12 protein-coding genes are annotated in these 16,313 nt (G+C 56.2%); 6 read left to right on the forward strand and 6 right to left on the reverse strand.

What is annotated here, in order from left to right; genetic code table 11:
• Positions 1-82 precede the first annotated feature (82 nt).
• From ACK4IR_RS06830 to ACK4IR_RS06840, 3 genes are all read left to right on the forward strand, one after another.
• Positions 83-1,534: a cytochrome ubiquinol oxidase subunit I gene (locus ACK4IR_RS06830; protein WP_409873615.1), complete on the forward strand. Its 1,452-nt coding sequence runs from the start codon at positions 83-85 to the stop codon at positions 1,532-1,534.
• A gap of 11 nt (positions 1,535-1,545) precedes the next feature.
• Positions 1,546-2,559: a cytochrome d ubiquinol oxidase subunit II gene (gene cydB / locus ACK4IR_RS06835; RefSeq protein WP_409873617.1), complete on the forward strand. Its 1,014-nt coding sequence runs from the start codon at positions 1,546-1,548 to the stop codon at positions 2,557-2,559.
• A gap of 87 nt (positions 2,560-2,646) precedes the next feature.
• Complete coding sequence (locus ACK4IR_RS06840; protein WP_409873619.1) at positions 2,647-3,477, forward strand: Tab2 family RNA-binding protein; 831 nt, start codon at positions 2,647-2,649, stop codon at positions 3,475-3,477.
• Between the two features lies 1 nt (position 3,478).
• On the opposite strand, the gene ACK4IR_RS06845 is transcribed toward ACK4IR_RS06840, so the two are convergent.
• The 4 genes from ACK4IR_RS06845 to ACK4IR_RS06860 form a co-directional block, all read right to left on the reverse strand.
• Positions 3,479-4,951: a hypothetical protein gene (locus ACK4IR_RS06845; protein ID WP_409873620.1), complete on the reverse strand. Its 1,473-nt coding sequence runs from the start codon at positions 4,949-4,951 to the stop codon at positions 3,479-3,481.
• Between the two features lie 11 nt (positions 4,952-4,962).
• A complete protein-coding gene (locus ACK4IR_RS06850) occupies positions 4,963-6,042 on the reverse strand; it encodes a PstS family phosphate ABC transporter substrate-binding protein (protein WP_409873622.1) in 1,080 nt (359 codons plus the stop codon).
• Between the two features lie 61 nt (positions 6,043-6,103).
• On the reverse strand, positions 6,104-7,468 hold the full coding sequence (locus tag ACK4IR_RS06855; RefSeq protein WP_409873624.1) for a glycosyltransferase: 1,365 nt from the start codon (positions 7,466-7,468) through the stop codon (positions 6,104-6,106).
• Complete coding sequence (locus ACK4IR_RS06860) at positions 7,389-8,396, reverse strand: radical SAM protein (RefSeq protein ID WP_409873626.1); 1,008 nt, start codon at positions 8,394-8,396, stop codon at positions 7,389-7,391. Before ACK4IR_RS06860 ends, ACK4IR_RS06855 begins: the two co-directional genes overlap by 80 nt.
• Before the next feature lie 262 nt (positions 8,397-8,658).
• Between ACK4IR_RS06860 and ACK4IR_RS06865 the strand changes: the two genes are divergently transcribed.
• The 3 genes from ACK4IR_RS06865 (at position 8,659) to ACK4IR_RS06875 (ending at position 13,659) form a co-directional block, all read left to right on the forward strand.
• Positions 8,659-8,970: a Mo-dependent nitrogenase C-terminal domain-containing protein gene (locus ACK4IR_RS06865; protein ID WP_409873628.1), complete on the forward strand. Its 312-nt coding sequence runs from the start codon at positions 8,659-8,661 to the stop codon at positions 8,968-8,970.
• A gap of 66 nt (positions 8,971-9,036) precedes the next feature.
• Positions 9,037-11,826, forward strand: a complete 2,790-nt coding sequence (secA, locus tag ACK4IR_RS06870; protein ID WP_409873629.1) for a preprotein translocase subunit SecA — start codon at positions 9,037-9,039, stop codon at positions 11,824-11,826.
• A 105-nt stretch (positions 11,827-11,931) separates the two neighbouring features.
• A complete protein-coding gene (locus tag ACK4IR_RS06875; RefSeq protein WP_409873631.1) occupies positions 11,932-13,659 on the forward strand; it encodes a phosphodiester glycosidase family protein in 1,728 nt (575 codons plus the stop codon).
• Here ACK4IR_RS06875 and ACK4IR_RS06880 read toward each other — a convergent pair.
• Both ACK4IR_RS06880 and ACK4IR_RS06885 read right to left on the reverse strand, forming a co-directional pair.
• Positions 13,656-14,810: a murein hydrolase activator EnvC family protein gene (locus ACK4IR_RS06880; protein WP_409873633.1), complete on the reverse strand. Its 1,155-nt coding sequence runs from the start codon at positions 14,808-14,810 to the stop codon at positions 13,656-13,658. The two genes, ACK4IR_RS06875 and ACK4IR_RS06880, sit on opposite strands and share 4 nt — an antisense overlap.
• A gap of 48 nt (positions 14,811-14,858) precedes the next feature.
• Entirely contained in the window at positions 14,859-16,184 is a 1,326-nt protein-coding gene (locus ACK4IR_RS06885; protein ID WP_409873635.1) for a cobyrinate a,c-diamide synthase, read from the reverse strand.
• Between the last annotated feature and the right edge of the window lie 129 nt (positions 16,185-16,313).

The following is a 16,313-nucleotide window of genomic DNA, read 5'->3' on the forward strand; positions in this document are numbered from 1 at the left end:
TTTTGCAACGGTAGCCTATTCTCCTTGTCGAAGTCGAAGGGGGGTTGCTAAAAGTAAGGCAGGTCAACCCCTAGGTAATCCTATGACACCGGCTAGTCTCGATACCGTTGTGCTCTCCCGTTGGCAATTTGCCCTCACGGCCATTTTCCATATGCTCTGGCCGGTCTTGACCACCGGCATGAGTATTTACCTTGTGGTAATCGAGGGGCTGTGGCTGAAAACCAAAAACTTAGCCTACTATCACCACGCGCGCTTTTGGTCTAAGCTGTACATCCTCAACTTCGGCATAGGGGTGGCGTCGGGACTCCCCATGGCCTTTCAATTTGGTCTAAACTGGGCGCCCTTCTCGGAAGCGGTGGGAGATTTCTTCGGCACCGTGTTGGGGTTTGAGGGCACCATGGCCTTTATGCTGGAGGCCAGCTTCTTGGGCATCATGATCTTTGGCTGGCAACGGGTGCCGCCGCTGATGCACTGGATTTCGACCATTTGTGTTGCCGTTGGTGCCAATCTGTCCACCTTCTGGATTCTTACTGCCAACTCATGGCTGCAGACCCCTGCCGGGGGGGTATTTGTCGAGGGCAAATTCCGCGTCCAGGACTACTTCCAAGCGATCGCCAACCCCTTCATGGTCAAGAGCTTTGCCCACATGTTCTTGGCCACCCTCGAAACCTCGCTCTTTGTCATTGGCGGCATTAGTGCTTGGTATTTGCTGCAAAACCGCCTGCCCAATTTCTTCACAAAATCCCTGAAGGTGGTTTTAGTCATGGCCTTGGTGATTGCTCCCCTGCAGGTTTTTGTCGGCCACCTGAGTGCCGAGCAGGTCTATCACTACCAACCGGCCAAATTAGCCGCCATGGAGGCTCTGTGGGAAACGGTGCCGGCGGGTACCCCTGCCGACTGGAGTGTGATTGCCTTCCCCCATGAGGCCGCCGAGGTCAACACCTTTGAAGTAAAAATTCCCGGGGTGCTGAGTTATCTGCTGGAACTGAAGCCCACGCTGGATAGCCCGATTCTTGGCCTCAAGGAGTGGGCAGCCGGCGATCGCCCCCATCTGATTGGCCTGATTTACTATTCATTTCGGCTGATGGTGGCCATTGGGCTGTATCTTGCCGCACTGGCGATCGTCACGATGGTTGTCTGGTGGCGTACAGGTCTTGAGGGCGATCGCCTCGGCAACTACCGATGGCTGTGGTGGGGCTGGATCTTTGCCGGGCCGTTGGGATATCTTGCCGTCGAAGCAGGCTGGATTGTGCGCTGTGTGGGGCGTCAACCGTGGATTGTCTATGGCCAATTGCGCACGGCGGAAGCGGTCTCCCATTTACCGCCCCAACTCGTGCTCTTCTCCCTGAGTGGGCTGGTTGCCCTCTACACGGTTTTCTTCTTTGCGGCGCTGTTCTTTGGTAGCCGCATCATCCAAAAAGGCCCCAATGTGGCCCTGCCCGTGCCCGGCCTTCAGAATGCCGAACAACTGGAAATTCGCATCAAATTGGCACAACACCAACCCGATCGCCGTCCCCTCGAGACTCAACAATAAGGGAGTACACCATGGAACCGAATCCCCTTGCCCCCTTAGAGCACTTTCTACCGCAGGTGTGGTTTTTTATCCTTGGTCTATTCCTATTTCTCTACATTCTCCTCGATGGCTTTGACCTTGGCATCGGTATTCTCTCCCTCACCAGTAGCGATGAACGTCGCCGCAATATCCTCATGACCAGCCTGGGCAATGTTTGGGATGCCAATGAGACATGGCTGGTACTCATGGGGGGGTCGCTGTTTGGAGCCTTTCCCTTGGCCTATGCCACGATTTTGAATGCCCTTTACATCCCCGCAGTGGTTATGGTGGTGGGGTTGATTTTGCGGGCAGTGTCCTTTGAGTTTCGTGAGAATGCCAATAATAAGCGGGTGTGGAACCTTGCCTTTGGCATTGGCAGTTTCTTGGCCGCCTTGGGGCAGGGCTTTGCCGTGGGCACCGTTTTTGAAGGCATTCAGGTTGATGCGGCGGGTCACTTTGCCGGTGGCATGTGGGATTGGTTGACGTGGCACTCCGTATTGGTGGCACTGACGCTGATTCAGGGCTATGTACTGATTGGCTCCACCTACCTGATTTACAAGACCACCGGCGAGTTGCAGCAAACCCACTACCGCACAGCCACAATCGCTACTTGGACAACGTTCATCGGCGCCGTCTTGATTACCATTAGTGCTCCCATTTTCCATGAGCACCTGCGTGCCCAACTGTTTCAGCCGCCGCTGTTTTACATTTTTGCAGCCATTCCCATTCTGGGTGTGTTGCTTGTGGTTCTTTTGCTGCGTAGTTTACAAAAGCGCGAAGAAGTCATGCCCTTGGTGTGGACATTTCTTTTGTTTCTGGTGTCCTTTATCGGCTTGGGCTTTGTCATTTTCCCCAATATCATTCCCCCCAGCGTCACCATTTACGAAGCCTCAGCCTCTCCCAGTGCCCAGGTCTTTATGCTGATTTTTGTGGCCTTCTTAATCCCGATTATGCTGGCCTACAATCTCTACAATTATCTGGTGTTCCGGGGCAAAGTTGTGGCCTAGACATGGATAGCATGCAAGCTCAAAACACGCCAACAAATCAGGAGAAAAGAGGCACAATAGCAAAATGCAGCCCTTTTCTATCCGTCAATGTCCTGTTGGCAAGTTGACCTTTACCGTCGCCCCTTGCGCACCCCTAGTGGCCTTGATCTGTGGGAGCTGGTGATTTGTGACCCCGAAGAAAATTTTTACTACACCGCCTTTTGCCCAGAGCCGCTGGTGAGCAGTGCATGGGTGGTCACAGAGTTCAAAAATTGCGGTCGGCCTTTGCCAGAGCGGGTACAGGTGTTTCGCCCGCAGACTTTAGGATTGGTGGAGGGAGCCTGCCAAGAACTCAACCTTGCCCTCGAAGCTACCCGCCGCACACCGGCCCTGAAGCGCTACCTGCGCCAACGCGCCCAAGAGTACCCTGCCCTAAAAACCTATACGGGGGAAGCCTACGATCCCTTGGCAATCGAGCAGCCGCCGCCATTGCCACTGCCGGAGGATATTTGGGGCGACTCGTGGCAATTTGCCGCCATTACCCCTCCGGATCTAGAGCAACTGATGCAATATCCGCTGCGGATTCTGGCCTTTGAGATGGCCATGTTGCCGGCCTCTCTAGGCTTGGCTGCCGATACATTGATTCCGGGAATTATTCTCTACGGCGGTCGCAAGTCCCTGAAGCTTGCCCGGTGGTTTCAAGAGCAGGTGCCCTATGGCTTGGAGTTTGTGGCGGGGCAGCCCTGTGGGGTGGTGTTGCACAGCGGTTTGCGCGATCGCTGGGTCTTTTTGACGTTTGAGGATGCGGAGATGGCCCAAGCGGGAGAACTTTTTTGCGATCGCCTGCGATCCACCCAAAATCTGCACTTTTTCCTCATCCAACCAACCCCGCAGGACATCACCTACACCGCCCTCTGGCTGCTGCAGCCCCTCGAATAGCTTAAGGTTTGAGCTGCCCCTTTTCTAGGCGTTCCTGCAGGGCACGGGTTTCCTCTAAAATCCTCTCCATGCCTTCCATCTGGGTTTGACGCACAAAGTTAATTTTGATTTCCTCCAGCCACATCACCAGCAGCTCTTGAATGATCTTGCCCACCCGTTCCTCCTGCAGCTCGGCACTCAGGGTTTGGCCGAATTTTTGAGCCAGTTGACTCACCAGTAAGGTTCCTTCGCGGGGGGAATTGTTTTGGTTTTTGCCGGTTTGCTCTAACAGCAGAAAGAGGCGATCGCTAATCTCCTTGGCAAGGGACTGCCGCCAGTGGATCGGGAGGGCTTGAAGGGACGGAATTTCCAATAGCCGCCGATAGGGGGGCGCCTGCCGCAGCAGTTGATCCACACTGTAGGCCACCAAGGTTTCCACCTCCGCGCGCAGTTGAGGCAGCACGCGGTAAATCACCACCTGCCCCACCAAGGCCGCCAACTCCCCCAGCTCATCTACGTTGTTGAGATCTTTGCCGCCTTGGGCTAACCAGCGGCTAAGCTGGCCGTGACGAATTGCTTTTTGCAGTTGGCTGAGGACTTGCAGGACCACCACTTCCGAAATATCGGTGGCGATCGCGGCCACTAAACCTTGGGAGGCCTGCCGTTCAAGGCTATCTAGGCAAATCACCTCCGCTTGATCAAGGCGGATCAGCAGCGGCACAAGTCGCAGCCATGCCCAAGGGGGTGCCAACCACCAAAAGGGGAAAAAGAGGAAGACATCGTACCAACGCCAGAACATGGCATCTCGCCAACGGGCACTGCGGTATTGCCGGCTCAGCCAAAACGTGCGTCCCAAGAACTCAACAAAAAAGAGGAGATTGAAGGGGAGATCAAGGGTAGCAAAGCGGTTGATAAAGTGGCCATCCTCACCGTAGCGACGCCAGTAGTTCGTAGCCATCAGGGGGATAATTTGCTCCTCAAACCAAGCAAGGTTGGTCTGCCAGTCTTGGGTATTGAGATACTCCACACTCCAAAAGCGCTCAAAGGACTGTTTTGAGGAGGCGTCGCGATGGCCAAAAACCCTCAGCCGCATCAGGTTCTTGATTTGTTCGAGGGTGCCCGTTTTATTGGCCAAGGCAAAGGGGTTGGTGTCCACCATCGTGGTGCTTTGCCGGCGCAACTGAGCCAAGAGCGCTTGAGTGGCCGGAGCCTCTACCCCCTGCTCGGCAATGGTCTGCCGCAGCTTGGCAACGGTTTCAATATATGCTTGGGTGGCGCGGTGGGGTTCAATGCCCTTGATGGGATCGTACAGGGGAGTGATTTGGAAGGGCTGAGGTAGATCAATCACCCGCTGAATTAGGGGAAGGCGCACCTTACCCAACAGCCAAAAATCCCGCAGGGGAATATAGGTGAGGTCAAAGAGGACAAGGAGAAAGTTAAGGCCGGCGATCGCCCCCATGATCCGTTCATAGGTTCGATTGAGGGGTTTATCCAATCTCCCACCCCCTACCGCAAGCGAACGTAGCCCGCCTGTTCAATGAGCAACTGTCCCTGATCGCTCAACAATAGATTGGCATAGGCACGACCGGCTTGGGCATCTGGACTGTTATCCCCCTTGGCAATCACAAACAGACGGCGGGTAATGGGGTACGTTCCATCTTGAAATGCGGCGTGATTCAGGACATTGCGCCGTCCGGGACATTGGCTGGGATCCACATAAGGCTCGCGATAAGGGGGGACATATTGATTCGGTTGCCGTCCTAAAGGTAAAGGGCGAACCGTACACTGACCAACGATTTCCGGTGCCGATCCATAGTAGATTCCGCCCAAGGTGGCAGCCACCCGCCGTAGGCCATCGGTGGTATCCCGCACCAGCGTGACATTGGAGCCGAAGGGCTGACCCCCTAGAACTTCTTGGATAAAATACTCCACGGTGCCGCCGTCCTCCGGCCGCCGCGAAAACGCGGCAATGGCAAGATTAGGACCGCCCACTTGGCTCCAATTGGTCAGCTTGCCGGTAAAGATGTCCACCATCTGCTGCACCGTTAAGCCGGGGATGTTGAGGCGGGGATTGACGGCGATCGCCAGCCCATCAATGGCTACCGGAATTTCCACCAACTTGAGTCCTTTGGCTGCTGCCTGCTGTTGTTCTTGGGCATTGAGAGACCGCGAGGATTGGGCAAATGCCAACTGGCCGTTCAGCAACATGCGGATCCCACTGCCCGAACCCGGCGTTCCGCTGGGCGGGTCCGTATAGCGCAACTGAAAATTCGGCCAAGCCCGCAAAATTATCGGATCCAGAAAGCCGCGAATCGGTGCCCACGTGGTGCTGCCACCATAGGCAAAGACACCATTGGGAACTGCCTTGACCTCGTTAAAGGTTTTGGCGGCTGGCTCAGTGGAAACCTCCGACCCGGCGGGCGGTGGTGGTGAAGAGGACTGCAAGGTAGAATTACTCGACAACGGGGGCAAGAGGTTTTGACGACCCAGTAATCGCATAACCAACAACCCTGCTCCCCCCAGCAGTGCCAATGTAAAAACCAAGGAAATGAGCAGGGGAAGAACATTAGAATTGCTGCGCGCCATGGAAAGCCTCTGAGAATGACCTTGCCCCTAGCCTACCGCAACTTGATTTCCTAGGTGGATCTTAGGTGCCATGGTGCACTGTTTTCACCCACTTGAGGCGTTTAGCCCGTAAGGCCATGCGCAGTGTCGTCGTACTCACCACCGGTAGCCAATGGAGCATATAAAGGGTACCGCGCAAACTCTGCCAAAAGAGCTGCCAGAGGCTCACCGATTGAACCTGAGGAATGCCCCGCCACAGGCCCACAATGGAAATCGTAAAGCTCAGGGTTGTCAGGGGCACCAGTAGCGGTGGCCGGTGGCGCAGCACCGCCATCAGCAGGTCGGGAAGGGTGGCGGTGGGAATGGCATATTTAATCAAAAACCAGCAGAGAACATCCCAGCTTTTTTGCCAGCCAAGGCGATTGCGCAGCAAGGGTTGCCAGTAGTCCAGATAGCTTTGGTAGCCGCCTTCGCCCCAGCGATTGCGTTGGTGCCAGAGGGCCACTAGGGTGGTCACGCCCTCTTCTTGAACCGCCGGATGCATCAGCACGTCAACTTCCCAACCGTGGAGATGCAGCTTCAGGCTGAGATCCAGATCGTCAGTAATGGTTTCCTCATTCCAGCCGCCACAGCGCTCTAGGGCTTGCCGCCGCACAAATTGACCGTTGCCCCGCAGTTCTCCCATGCCACCACAGGCCACCCGCTGCTGTTGATAGTAGGCATCGAGGATCATTTCGACAGCCTGGCCTTGGGTCAACCCATTGAGGTCGGCATTGCTGATAGCTTTGCGCACCTGCACGGCACCGACACGGGGCACTTGAAAGCGGTGAACCACCTCCTGCAGTAAGTCTTGGGGCACCGTGGCATCGGCATCAAAAACGCCGATAATTTCGCCCTGTGTCAAGGGCAACACTTGATTGAGAGCCCCGGATTTGCCACCCCCTGCTCCCGGCAGCCGCCGCAGCACCTTGAGCTGGGGATACTGCTGCTGAAGTTCTGTCAAAATATCCGGGGTGCGATCGCTACTGTTGTCGTCAATGATCCACACCTCGTAGTGGGGATAATCCAGGTGGCAGAGGTTTTTCACCAGGCGAGCGATCACCGCCTCCTCATTTTTAGCCGCCACCACCAAGGACACCATCGGCTGCACACTGTCTGCTGTCTCTGACAGGGGCGGCGTTTGCGGTTTAACCCGCCAGTAGCGCAGGGCTTGCACACTCATCACAAGCGTTAGGACATAGATGAGCCAGATGCCGCCTTCGATTAAATGAAGGGCGATCGTGCTCCCCCAAATCAGGGAGAGCGCTAGGAAAGCCTTGCGACGGCGACCCTCAGAACGCGGTTGTAATGGAGGACTCTCTGGAGCGTCAACCCACTCCGACAGGAGTTCGTCGAGGGGATCGGCTTCGTTGTAGAAACTGTTTTCGGGCCAGGAATTCTCCGGCATAGGTCACCTGATTGAGAAACCAGTACTTATCCACTCCCTTAAAGAAGCTGGGAATGAGATAACACCACACTGTGCAGCCTTCGCAGACGGCGAGTCGGCCTTGGGAGCGACGATACTCCTCTACCACCTCGGAGGACTTGTACAGTTCGTACAGGCGACCATTGATGGGGACTCCCTTCTGCGCAAAGTGGTAGCACGGTAGCAGCAACTCATCATTGGGGGAAATGGCAATGACGGCATCCACCGCCTTGCAACGGGGATTTTGGGTCTTGTTTCCCCCTGCACGGATGAGAGCCAATGCTGCCTTATTGTAACCAACATTGTTATACTTCTTCGCGTTTTGTTCAATGCTGTCAGCAATTTCAGCGGTGGGGTTCTTCTTGTCGTTGTAGTTTTCATGGGCGGTAAAAGCGGGGTTCAACCAAACCCGTACCCCTAGACGTTGGGCAAACTCGGCCACCTCCCCAATCCGTTCGTAATTTTGGGCGGTGACGGTATGGTTGAGCACCGGATACTCACCAAGCTCAAGGGCAATTTTGACGGACTCCACCAGCGTGTCAAAAATTTTCACCCCCCGCGACTGATCGTGGGTGGCAGCATCCGGACCATCGAGGGAGAAATTCAAGAAATCCACCAAGCCTTGAATTTCTTTAGCACGGCGGGGATAGAGAATCGTATTTGTCGTCATGCTGGTCATGAAACCGAGACGCTTGGCTTCCCGGTAGATGGCCGGGGCATCGGCACGCAGCAACGGTTCGCCCCCCGTAAAGTCCACATATTTCACCCCCAAACGCTTCAAATCGCGGAGATTGGTTTGGATGGTGCTAAAATCGGCTTCTTTGCCCGGCTCTAGTGTCCAAATGTCGCAAAAGTGGCAGCGGGCGTTACAGCGGTACGTGAGGTAGTAGTTAGCAACCAGTGGACTCATTGGGTATGTTCCTTAATGAATGTCAGCAAGGCCAAGATGAATGGGGAAAAATAGCAAATCAGTTTATGCAAGCAATTGAAAAATTTCTAGACAAAACTTCATCAGAGTTTGAGTTGCTGAACAGTTTAGCACTCTGCTGAGCTGAGGGATGGAGATCTGTCCCTTGCAGCAGCTGTAAGTTTAGCGATGCTTATTATTGATAAATATTTTTTATATTAAAAGTGCATTGCTATTTAACCAGATTATCTTTTACCGTGAGGGTATGCGCAATTGTGAGGACAGCCCCATGAACCAACTCCTTGCCCAACGCACGCCCACTTCTTTAATGACCAAAATCCGTCAGTGGTTAGTGACTTATCCGATTACCACACCGGCGATCGCCCACCGCATTTGCCGGTTGATTCCAGCCCAATGCCCCTTTGCCCGCACCCTCTCTCTCTTTGGTCGGCCAGTGATCACCATTCCCCCCCTCTGTAAACTCAATCCCTTTTATGAGGAGGTGGTGATGCTGCGGTTTCGTGCCCTCACCTACCTCAGCAATGTCTGCCAAGAGGACATCAGCCAATACGTCTAGGCAGCGAGGAACTAGCAGTTGCTATACGATTAAAATGTATAGCTCTGTATCCATGGTGCCCGTCGCATGCTGAAAGCCCTATTTGGCGATCCCAATCAGCGCAAGATAAAAAAGTATCAACCCCTTGTGGTCGAGATCAACCTGCTGGAGGAGCAAATTCAGCCCCTAAGCGATAGTGAGCTACAGGCGAAAACGGCTGAGTTTCGGCAGCGACTCGACAATGGCGAAATCCTCGATGACTTGCTGCCAGAGGCCTTTGCCGTGGTGCGCGAAGCCTCACGACGGGTACTGGGGATGCGCCACTTTGATGTCCAGCTCATCGGGGGCATGATTCTCCATGAGGGCCAGATTGCCGAAATGAAAACGGGGGAAGGAAAAACCTTGGTGGCCACCCTGCCGGCCTACCTGAATGCCCTCACCGGCAAAGGGGTACACATTGTGACGGTCAACGACTATCTGGCACGGCGGGATGCGGAATGGATGGGGCAGGTGCATCGCTTTTTGGGTCTGACCGTCGGGCTGATTCAGCAGCAAATGGCGCCCCAAGAGCGGCAGAAAAGCTATGCCTGCGATATTACCTATGCCACCAACAGCGAAATCGGCTTTGACTATCTGCGGGACAATATGGCCACGTCCATGGCCGAGGTGGTGCAGCGGCCCTTTAACTACTGCATCATTGACGAAGTGGATTCGGTACTGATTGACGAAGCCCGCACCCCCCTGATTATTTCCGGTCAAGTGGAGCGTCCCACCGAGAAGTATCTCAAGGCGGCGGAGGTGGCTCGCCTCTTGAAAAAGGATGAGCACTACGAGGTGGATGAAAAAGCCCGCAATGTGCTGATGACCGATGAGGGGTTTATCGAGGCGGAGAAGTTGCTCGGTGTGAGCGATCTCTATGACCCCCAAGACCCTTGGGCGCACTATATCTTTAATGCCATCAAGGCCAAGGAACTCTTTCACCGGGATGTGAACTACATCGTCCGCAATGGTGAAGTGGTGATTGTGGATGAATTCACGGGGCGGGTCATGGTGGGTCGCCGCTGGAGTGATGGCCTGCATCAGGCAATCGAAGCCAAGGAAGGTCTCGAAATTCAAAATGAGTCGCAAACCCTCGCCACGATTACCTACCAAAATCTCTTTTTGCTCTATCCAAAGTTGGCGGGAATGACGGGGACGGCCAAGACGGAAGAGGCAGAATTCGAGAAAATCTACAAACTAGAAGTGACGGTAGTACCCACCAATCGCCCCAGTCAACGGCGAGATTTTCCCGATGTGGTCTATAAAACGGAGCGGGGTAAATGGCTGGCAGTGGCCTCTGAATGTGCAGAAATGCATGCTACAGGGCGACCGGTGCTGGTGGGGACTACGAGTGTAGAAAAGTCGGAGCTATTGTCCCAACTGCTGCGGGAGTTGGAAATTCCCCATAATCTGCTGAATGCTAAACCCGAAAATGTCGAGCGGGAATCGGAGATCATTGCCCAAGCAGGACGTAAGGGTGCAGTGACGATCTCAACCAATATGGCAGGCCGAGGCACCGACATTATCTTGGGGGGGAATGCCGACTACATGGCACGCCTGAAGGTGCGGGAATACTTTATGCCTCGCATTGTCATGCCCCCCAGTGATGACCCGATGATGCTATTGGGGCTGAAAATGGATCGCGGGGGCGGCCAAGGCTTTAGTCAGGCGGCGCAAAAAAACTGGAAGGCCTCACCGGGACTCTTCCCTTGTGAAATCAGTAAGGATGCGGAAAAGCTGCTACGCCATGCGGTGGATGTAGCAGTCAAAACCTATGGCGAGCGTAGCCTGCCCGAGTTGCAGGCGGAAGATATGCTGGCGATCGCCTCAGAGAAAGCACCGACCCAAGACCCGGTGATTCAAGCGCTGCGGGATGCCTTTAACCGCATCCGCGAAGAATATGAGGTGGTCACCAAAAAAGAACACGAAGAGGTAGTGGCCCTCGGCGGCTTGCACGTGATCGGCACAGAACGCCATGAATCGCGGCGGATTGATAACCAGTTGCGGGGTCGAGCAGGACGCCAAGGCGACCCTGGATCAACACGGTTTTTCCTGAGTTTGGAGGATAACCTCCTGCGCATTTTCGGGGGCGATCGCGTCGCCAGCATCATGAATGCCCTGCGCGTTGACGAAGATATGCCCATTGAATCGGGACTCCTTACCCGCAGCTTGGAAAATGCCCAGCGTAAGGTGGAAACCTACTACTACGACATCCGCAAGCAGGTCTTTGAATACGACGAGGTGATGAATAACCAGCGGCGGGCCATCTATGCCGAGCGGCGGCGGGTACTCGAAGGGGAAGACCTCAAGGACCGGGTGCTGGAGTACGCCGAAAAAACAATGGACGACATCATTGCCGCTTATGTCAACCCGGATCTGCCCCCGGAGGAATGGGATTTGGAGGGCTTGGTGGCCAAGGTGCAGGAATTTGTCTATTTGCTTGCGGATCTGCGCCCCGAGCATCTGGCGCACCTGAGCGTACCGGAGATGCAGGCCTTTTTGCATGAGCAAGTGCGCACCGCCTACGAGCAAAAAGAAGCTGAAATTGAGCGCATCCAACCCGGCCTGATGCGGCAGGCGGAGCGGTTCTTTATCCTCCAGCAAATTGACCTGCTGTGGCGGGAGCACCTCCAACAGATGGATGCCCTGCGGGAGTCGGTGGGTCTGCGCGGCTATGGTCAAGAAGACCCCCTCATTGAGTATAAGCGGGAGGGCTATGAGCTGTTCCTGGACATGATGGTGGCCATTCGCCGCAATGTGGTGTATTCCCTCTTCCAGTTTCAGCCCCAAGTGGCACCGCCCCCAGAGGAAGTTCCTTCCTCCTCCGATCAGGCCTAGGTTAGGGGTCTAAAGCCAGCCTGTTGTTGCCGAGGCAACCTTTAATGCAACAGGAACATCTATTCTATACTGACAGCGTCTCAGTATGGGTGGAGAGGGTTGAGGGTGCGGTCAAGGTCGGTTGCGGTAGCCGTAGGAAGCGGGATGGCGGTGGCGATCGCCAGCGCAACTGTTGCTCTTGCCCAAAGTCTGGAGGGCGATCGCCTGAACCTAAACGGCCGCGACTATCCTGTGGCTTGGCAGCAGTGGCGCGATCACCAAAATCAACTGCGCACGGGGATTAGCGATGGGGGTCTTGCCAATCGCTTTGGTGTTCTGCTGGGGGAGACCACGGATCCCTTGCAGCAGCCGGTGGCGTGGTTTCAGCCGCAATTTAGCCCTTTGGCGGTGCGCTTTAGCCCCAACGGCATGTATCGCTACTTGGACATTACCCCATGGATTGAGCAATACCAGTGGCAGGTGCAACCCCAAGGCAATACCCTCCAGATCAGCACTCCCCCGGCGCGAATTCTCAGTTGGCGGCAAGCACGACAACCTTGGGGGGATCGCTGGGTCTTTGAACTCGACCGCCCTACACCTTGGCAGGTGAATCGGCTCACCTTTAGCCGCAGCGGCCTGACTCCTCGCGATTTGAGCCTGACCATTGAAGCAACGGGACAGCTCACCCCGCTGCCCAATGTCAAAATTACCGCTACTCCCCATCGCACAGTGCTAGAAACCAAAATTCCCGCCACCGCCCGCCCGGTGGCCTCAATGCTGCTCAACCCACTGCGGCTGGTCATTGACTTTCGCAGGGATGCCCCCCCACCCCGTACGATTCAATGGGCACCGGGGATCCGTTGGCAACAGCAAACCGTTACCCTCGGCAATCACCAGTTCCCCGTGGATTTGCTGATCCTCAACCCCCAACAGCCGGGGCTGCGGCTGCGTCCCTTGACCGTTTGGCCGACAACTGTGGTGGGATTGGCCACCCTCCCGGAACTGGCTCAAGCATGGGGGGCGGCGGCGGCCCTAAATGCCGGATTCTTTAATCGCGATCGCCAAGCGCCCTTGGGGGCAATTCGCAGTGAGGGCAATTGGCTTTCCGGCCCTATTCTCAATCGCGGTGCCATTGGCTGGGACGATCGCGGCCAAATCGTTGTCGGTCGTCTGAGTTTGCAGCAGCAGGTGAGGACGCCTGCCGGTACCCTGCCCATTGTCACGTTAAATTCCGGCTATGTCCAAGCCGGTCTTGCCCTCTATACCCCCAGTTGGGGCGCGGTTTACCAAGGGAAAACGGGTAGTGAAGTGGTGATTACCGTGCGCAATCAACAGGTGGTGGGGCAGCAACCCATCAAGGTGAATCAAACGGTTCCCATTCCTCCAGATGGCTTTCTCCTAGTAGCCCGTAACTTTCATTCCGCCTTGGCAAGCTTTCCCATGGGGGCGGCGGTGGAACTGGAAACCACGGCTGTGCCGGCGGTCTTTAATGCCCTTCCCAACATTGTCGGCGCCGGTCCTCTCCTTGTGGAACAGGGGCAAGTGGTCTTGAATGCAGCCGGAGAGCAATTTGGGGCAGGTTTGGACGCCCAGGCAGCTCCCCGCAGTGCCATGGGCAATCGCCGGGATGGCAGCATTGTCTGGGTCACCACCCACAACCGGGTAGGCGGCAGGGGACCCACCCTTGCGGAATGGGCAGAGATTGTCCGCCGCTTGGGCTTGATCAATGCGGTGAATCTGGATGGCGGCAGCTCCACGGCGCTCTACTTGGGTGGGGTTTTGGTGGATCGCCATTCGGTGACCACCACCCGGGTTAACAATGCCATTGGGGTGTTTTGGCAACCCCCTTCCTAAAGGTAGGCCAAGGGATCGCGGGGTTCCCCGTTGAAGCGCACCTCAAAGTGGAGATGGGGGCCGGTGGAGAGTCCCGTAGAACCCACCTCGGCAATGGGTTGTCCCTGCTGCACCAATTCACCCTCCTGGACGAGCAATCGCTGGGCATGGGCATAGAGGGTGGTCATGCCGCCGCCATGATCTAAGATCACCGTTTGGCCGTAGCCCCCTGACCAGCCGGCAAAGATTACCCGCCCCGCTGCGGCAGCATAGATGAGGGTGCCAAAATCGGCGCCGAAGTCCACGCCGGCATGGAAGCGCTCGGTGCCCAGAATGGGGTGAATCCGCCAGCCAAAGGGACTGGTCAGGGGGGCTTGCACAGGATAGGCCAGTCGGCCACGGCGGGGCAGCGGCAGGAGACCCTTGGGGACATAGCCGAGGCGGTGGTGAATTAGCTGCTGAATGGCAAGGCTGTCACGGGCAAGTTGGGCCTCGATGGAGGCTAGGGCTTGGCGATCGCTCCTAAGGCGGGCAATCAGTTGACGTTGATTAGCCGCTTCGCGCTCATAGATGGCCTGTTGCTGTTGCAGTTGGCGGCGCAGGGCTTGAATGAAGCGCTGTTGCACTTGAATATGCCGTTCCTGCTGCTGAAGTTGCTGGCGATCGCGAACCAAGGCGGCCAAGTGCCGGCGATCGCGCTCATAGACTTGACGCAGACGCCCCTGCTGCTCAAACCAATCGTTGAGAGTTTCCGCCTCAAAGACCATTGCCCACTGGGGAATCTCACGGTAGCGCTGCAGCCGCCGCAGGCGATCGCGAATCACGGCCACACTGGCGGTGTAGCGGCGGCGGAGGGTCTGTTGCTGCCCCTTGAGTTCTTTGAGCAGGTTTTCTGCGGCTTGCAGGCGATCGCCGGCCGCCGCTAACTGGCGGGTAGTGGTGTCTAAATGGGTTTCCAAGCTCTGCAGGCGATCGCCGGCTGCCGCCTCAAGGCGTTCCAACTGCTGACGCTGCCGACCCACCGCCTGCTGGTGCTGTTGGTGTTCTTGGATCACCCGCTGCCAGTACGCCAAGTTTTCCGAGGGCGCCGTTGCCCAAGCTGCTAAAATCACACCGAGTGCCCCCAGCAGTCCAAGACAAAGGCATAGCCCCCAACGGTATCGCTTTGGCATTGACCCTCCTAACAGACACCTTAAAGAGGTACGTCACCGGCGCTGGCCTTATCCAACCTTTGCGGCCTGCTGCAGAAAGCGGATTGCCCACTGCGGATGACCGCCCCAATGGAGGTGGAGATAACTGGCATGGAGGCGAGGATTGCCCCAGCCCTCCGGTTGGCCGTTCAGCTGCCAGAGGGGCATTGGTGGCGACCCACTCAAGTAGGAGTAGTGAAACTCATGGCCTTGAACGGTGTCTCCTGGCTGTATACATACGCTTGTTTGCACAGCTGTGGTCTGGCGGTAGCCCAAGGTAAGTTTCTGCCCCATGTGAGCCACCGTCGGCAGCTGCCCCACCAAAGGATAGTAATTTCCCTCAAGGGTTTGGATGCCTTGGCTGAGGTACAGGAGGCCACCACACTCGGCATAGATGGCTAAGCCCCCTTGAATGGCCTGCCGTAGGGATTCAAGGAACGAGTGATTCGCTGCCAGTTCGGGGGCAAAGACCTCCGGAAAGCCCCCCCCCAAGATCACGCCATCCAGACCGTCGGGCAAGTGGGCATCGCTTAGGGGTGAGACGGGTACCAACGTGGCTCCCAAGGCTTGGAGCAGATCAAGCGTATCGGCGTAGTAGAAGAGGAAGGCGGCATCTTGGGCAATCCCAAGGGTGACAGACCAACGAGGAGAAACGGCAAACGGGGGCGCTGAGGGGAGGATAGCGGGGGCAAGAAGCGGTGTGAGTCGCTCCCATTCAAAACAGGTGTTTCCCAAATGAGCAAGGCGATCGCCTAGGCGGTGCAAGTCCGCCAATTCGTGGGGAGGCACTAACCCCAAGTGGCGACTAGGGAGGGCCAAGGCCTGATCGCGATAGAGAATGCCGAGAATGGGGACGCCAAGGGGGGCAAGGGCAGCCTCTAACATTTGCCGATGGCGATCGCCCGCCACTCGATTCAGAACCACGCCGGCAATCTGGAGCGAAGGATCATAGTGGCAAAAGCCATAGACCAAGGCCGCCACCGAGGCTGCCTGTTTTTGCACATCCAAGACGAGGAGGATAGGAGCCTGCAGGAGCCGGGCAATGTGTGCCGTACTGCCCTCGTCGCTGCCGCCACGGCCATCGAATAGCCCCATCACCCCCTCAATGAGCACCGCATCCATCCCCTGACTGTGGTAGCCGACACAGGCGCGGATATAGTCGGCACTTGTTAGCACAGCATCGAGATTGCGGCAGGGGCGACCACCGATGGCGGTATGAAAGAGCGGATCAATGTAGTCTGGCCCCACCTTAAAGGTTTGGACGCGCTGCCCCCGTGCTGTTAAAGCGGCATTTAATGCCAAAGCCACCGTTGTTTTGCCCACCCCACTGCGATCGCCGGCTATCACCAATGCCATTGTTAATCCCCTTCCTCCAGAAAAATCAATCTATGGCCGTCATCCATGGCAATGCCTGCATTTCAGGCAGATTCCCTACCCTCTTTGCCGCCAGGGCGACCCCCCACCCCTGTAAGATAGGAGACTAAG

Origin of the sequence: Thermosynechococcus sp., from assembly GCF_046299635.1 — a bacterium.
Lineage (GTDB): Bacteria > Cyanobacteriota > Cyanobacteriia > Thermosynechococcales > Thermosynechococcaceae > Thermosynechococcus.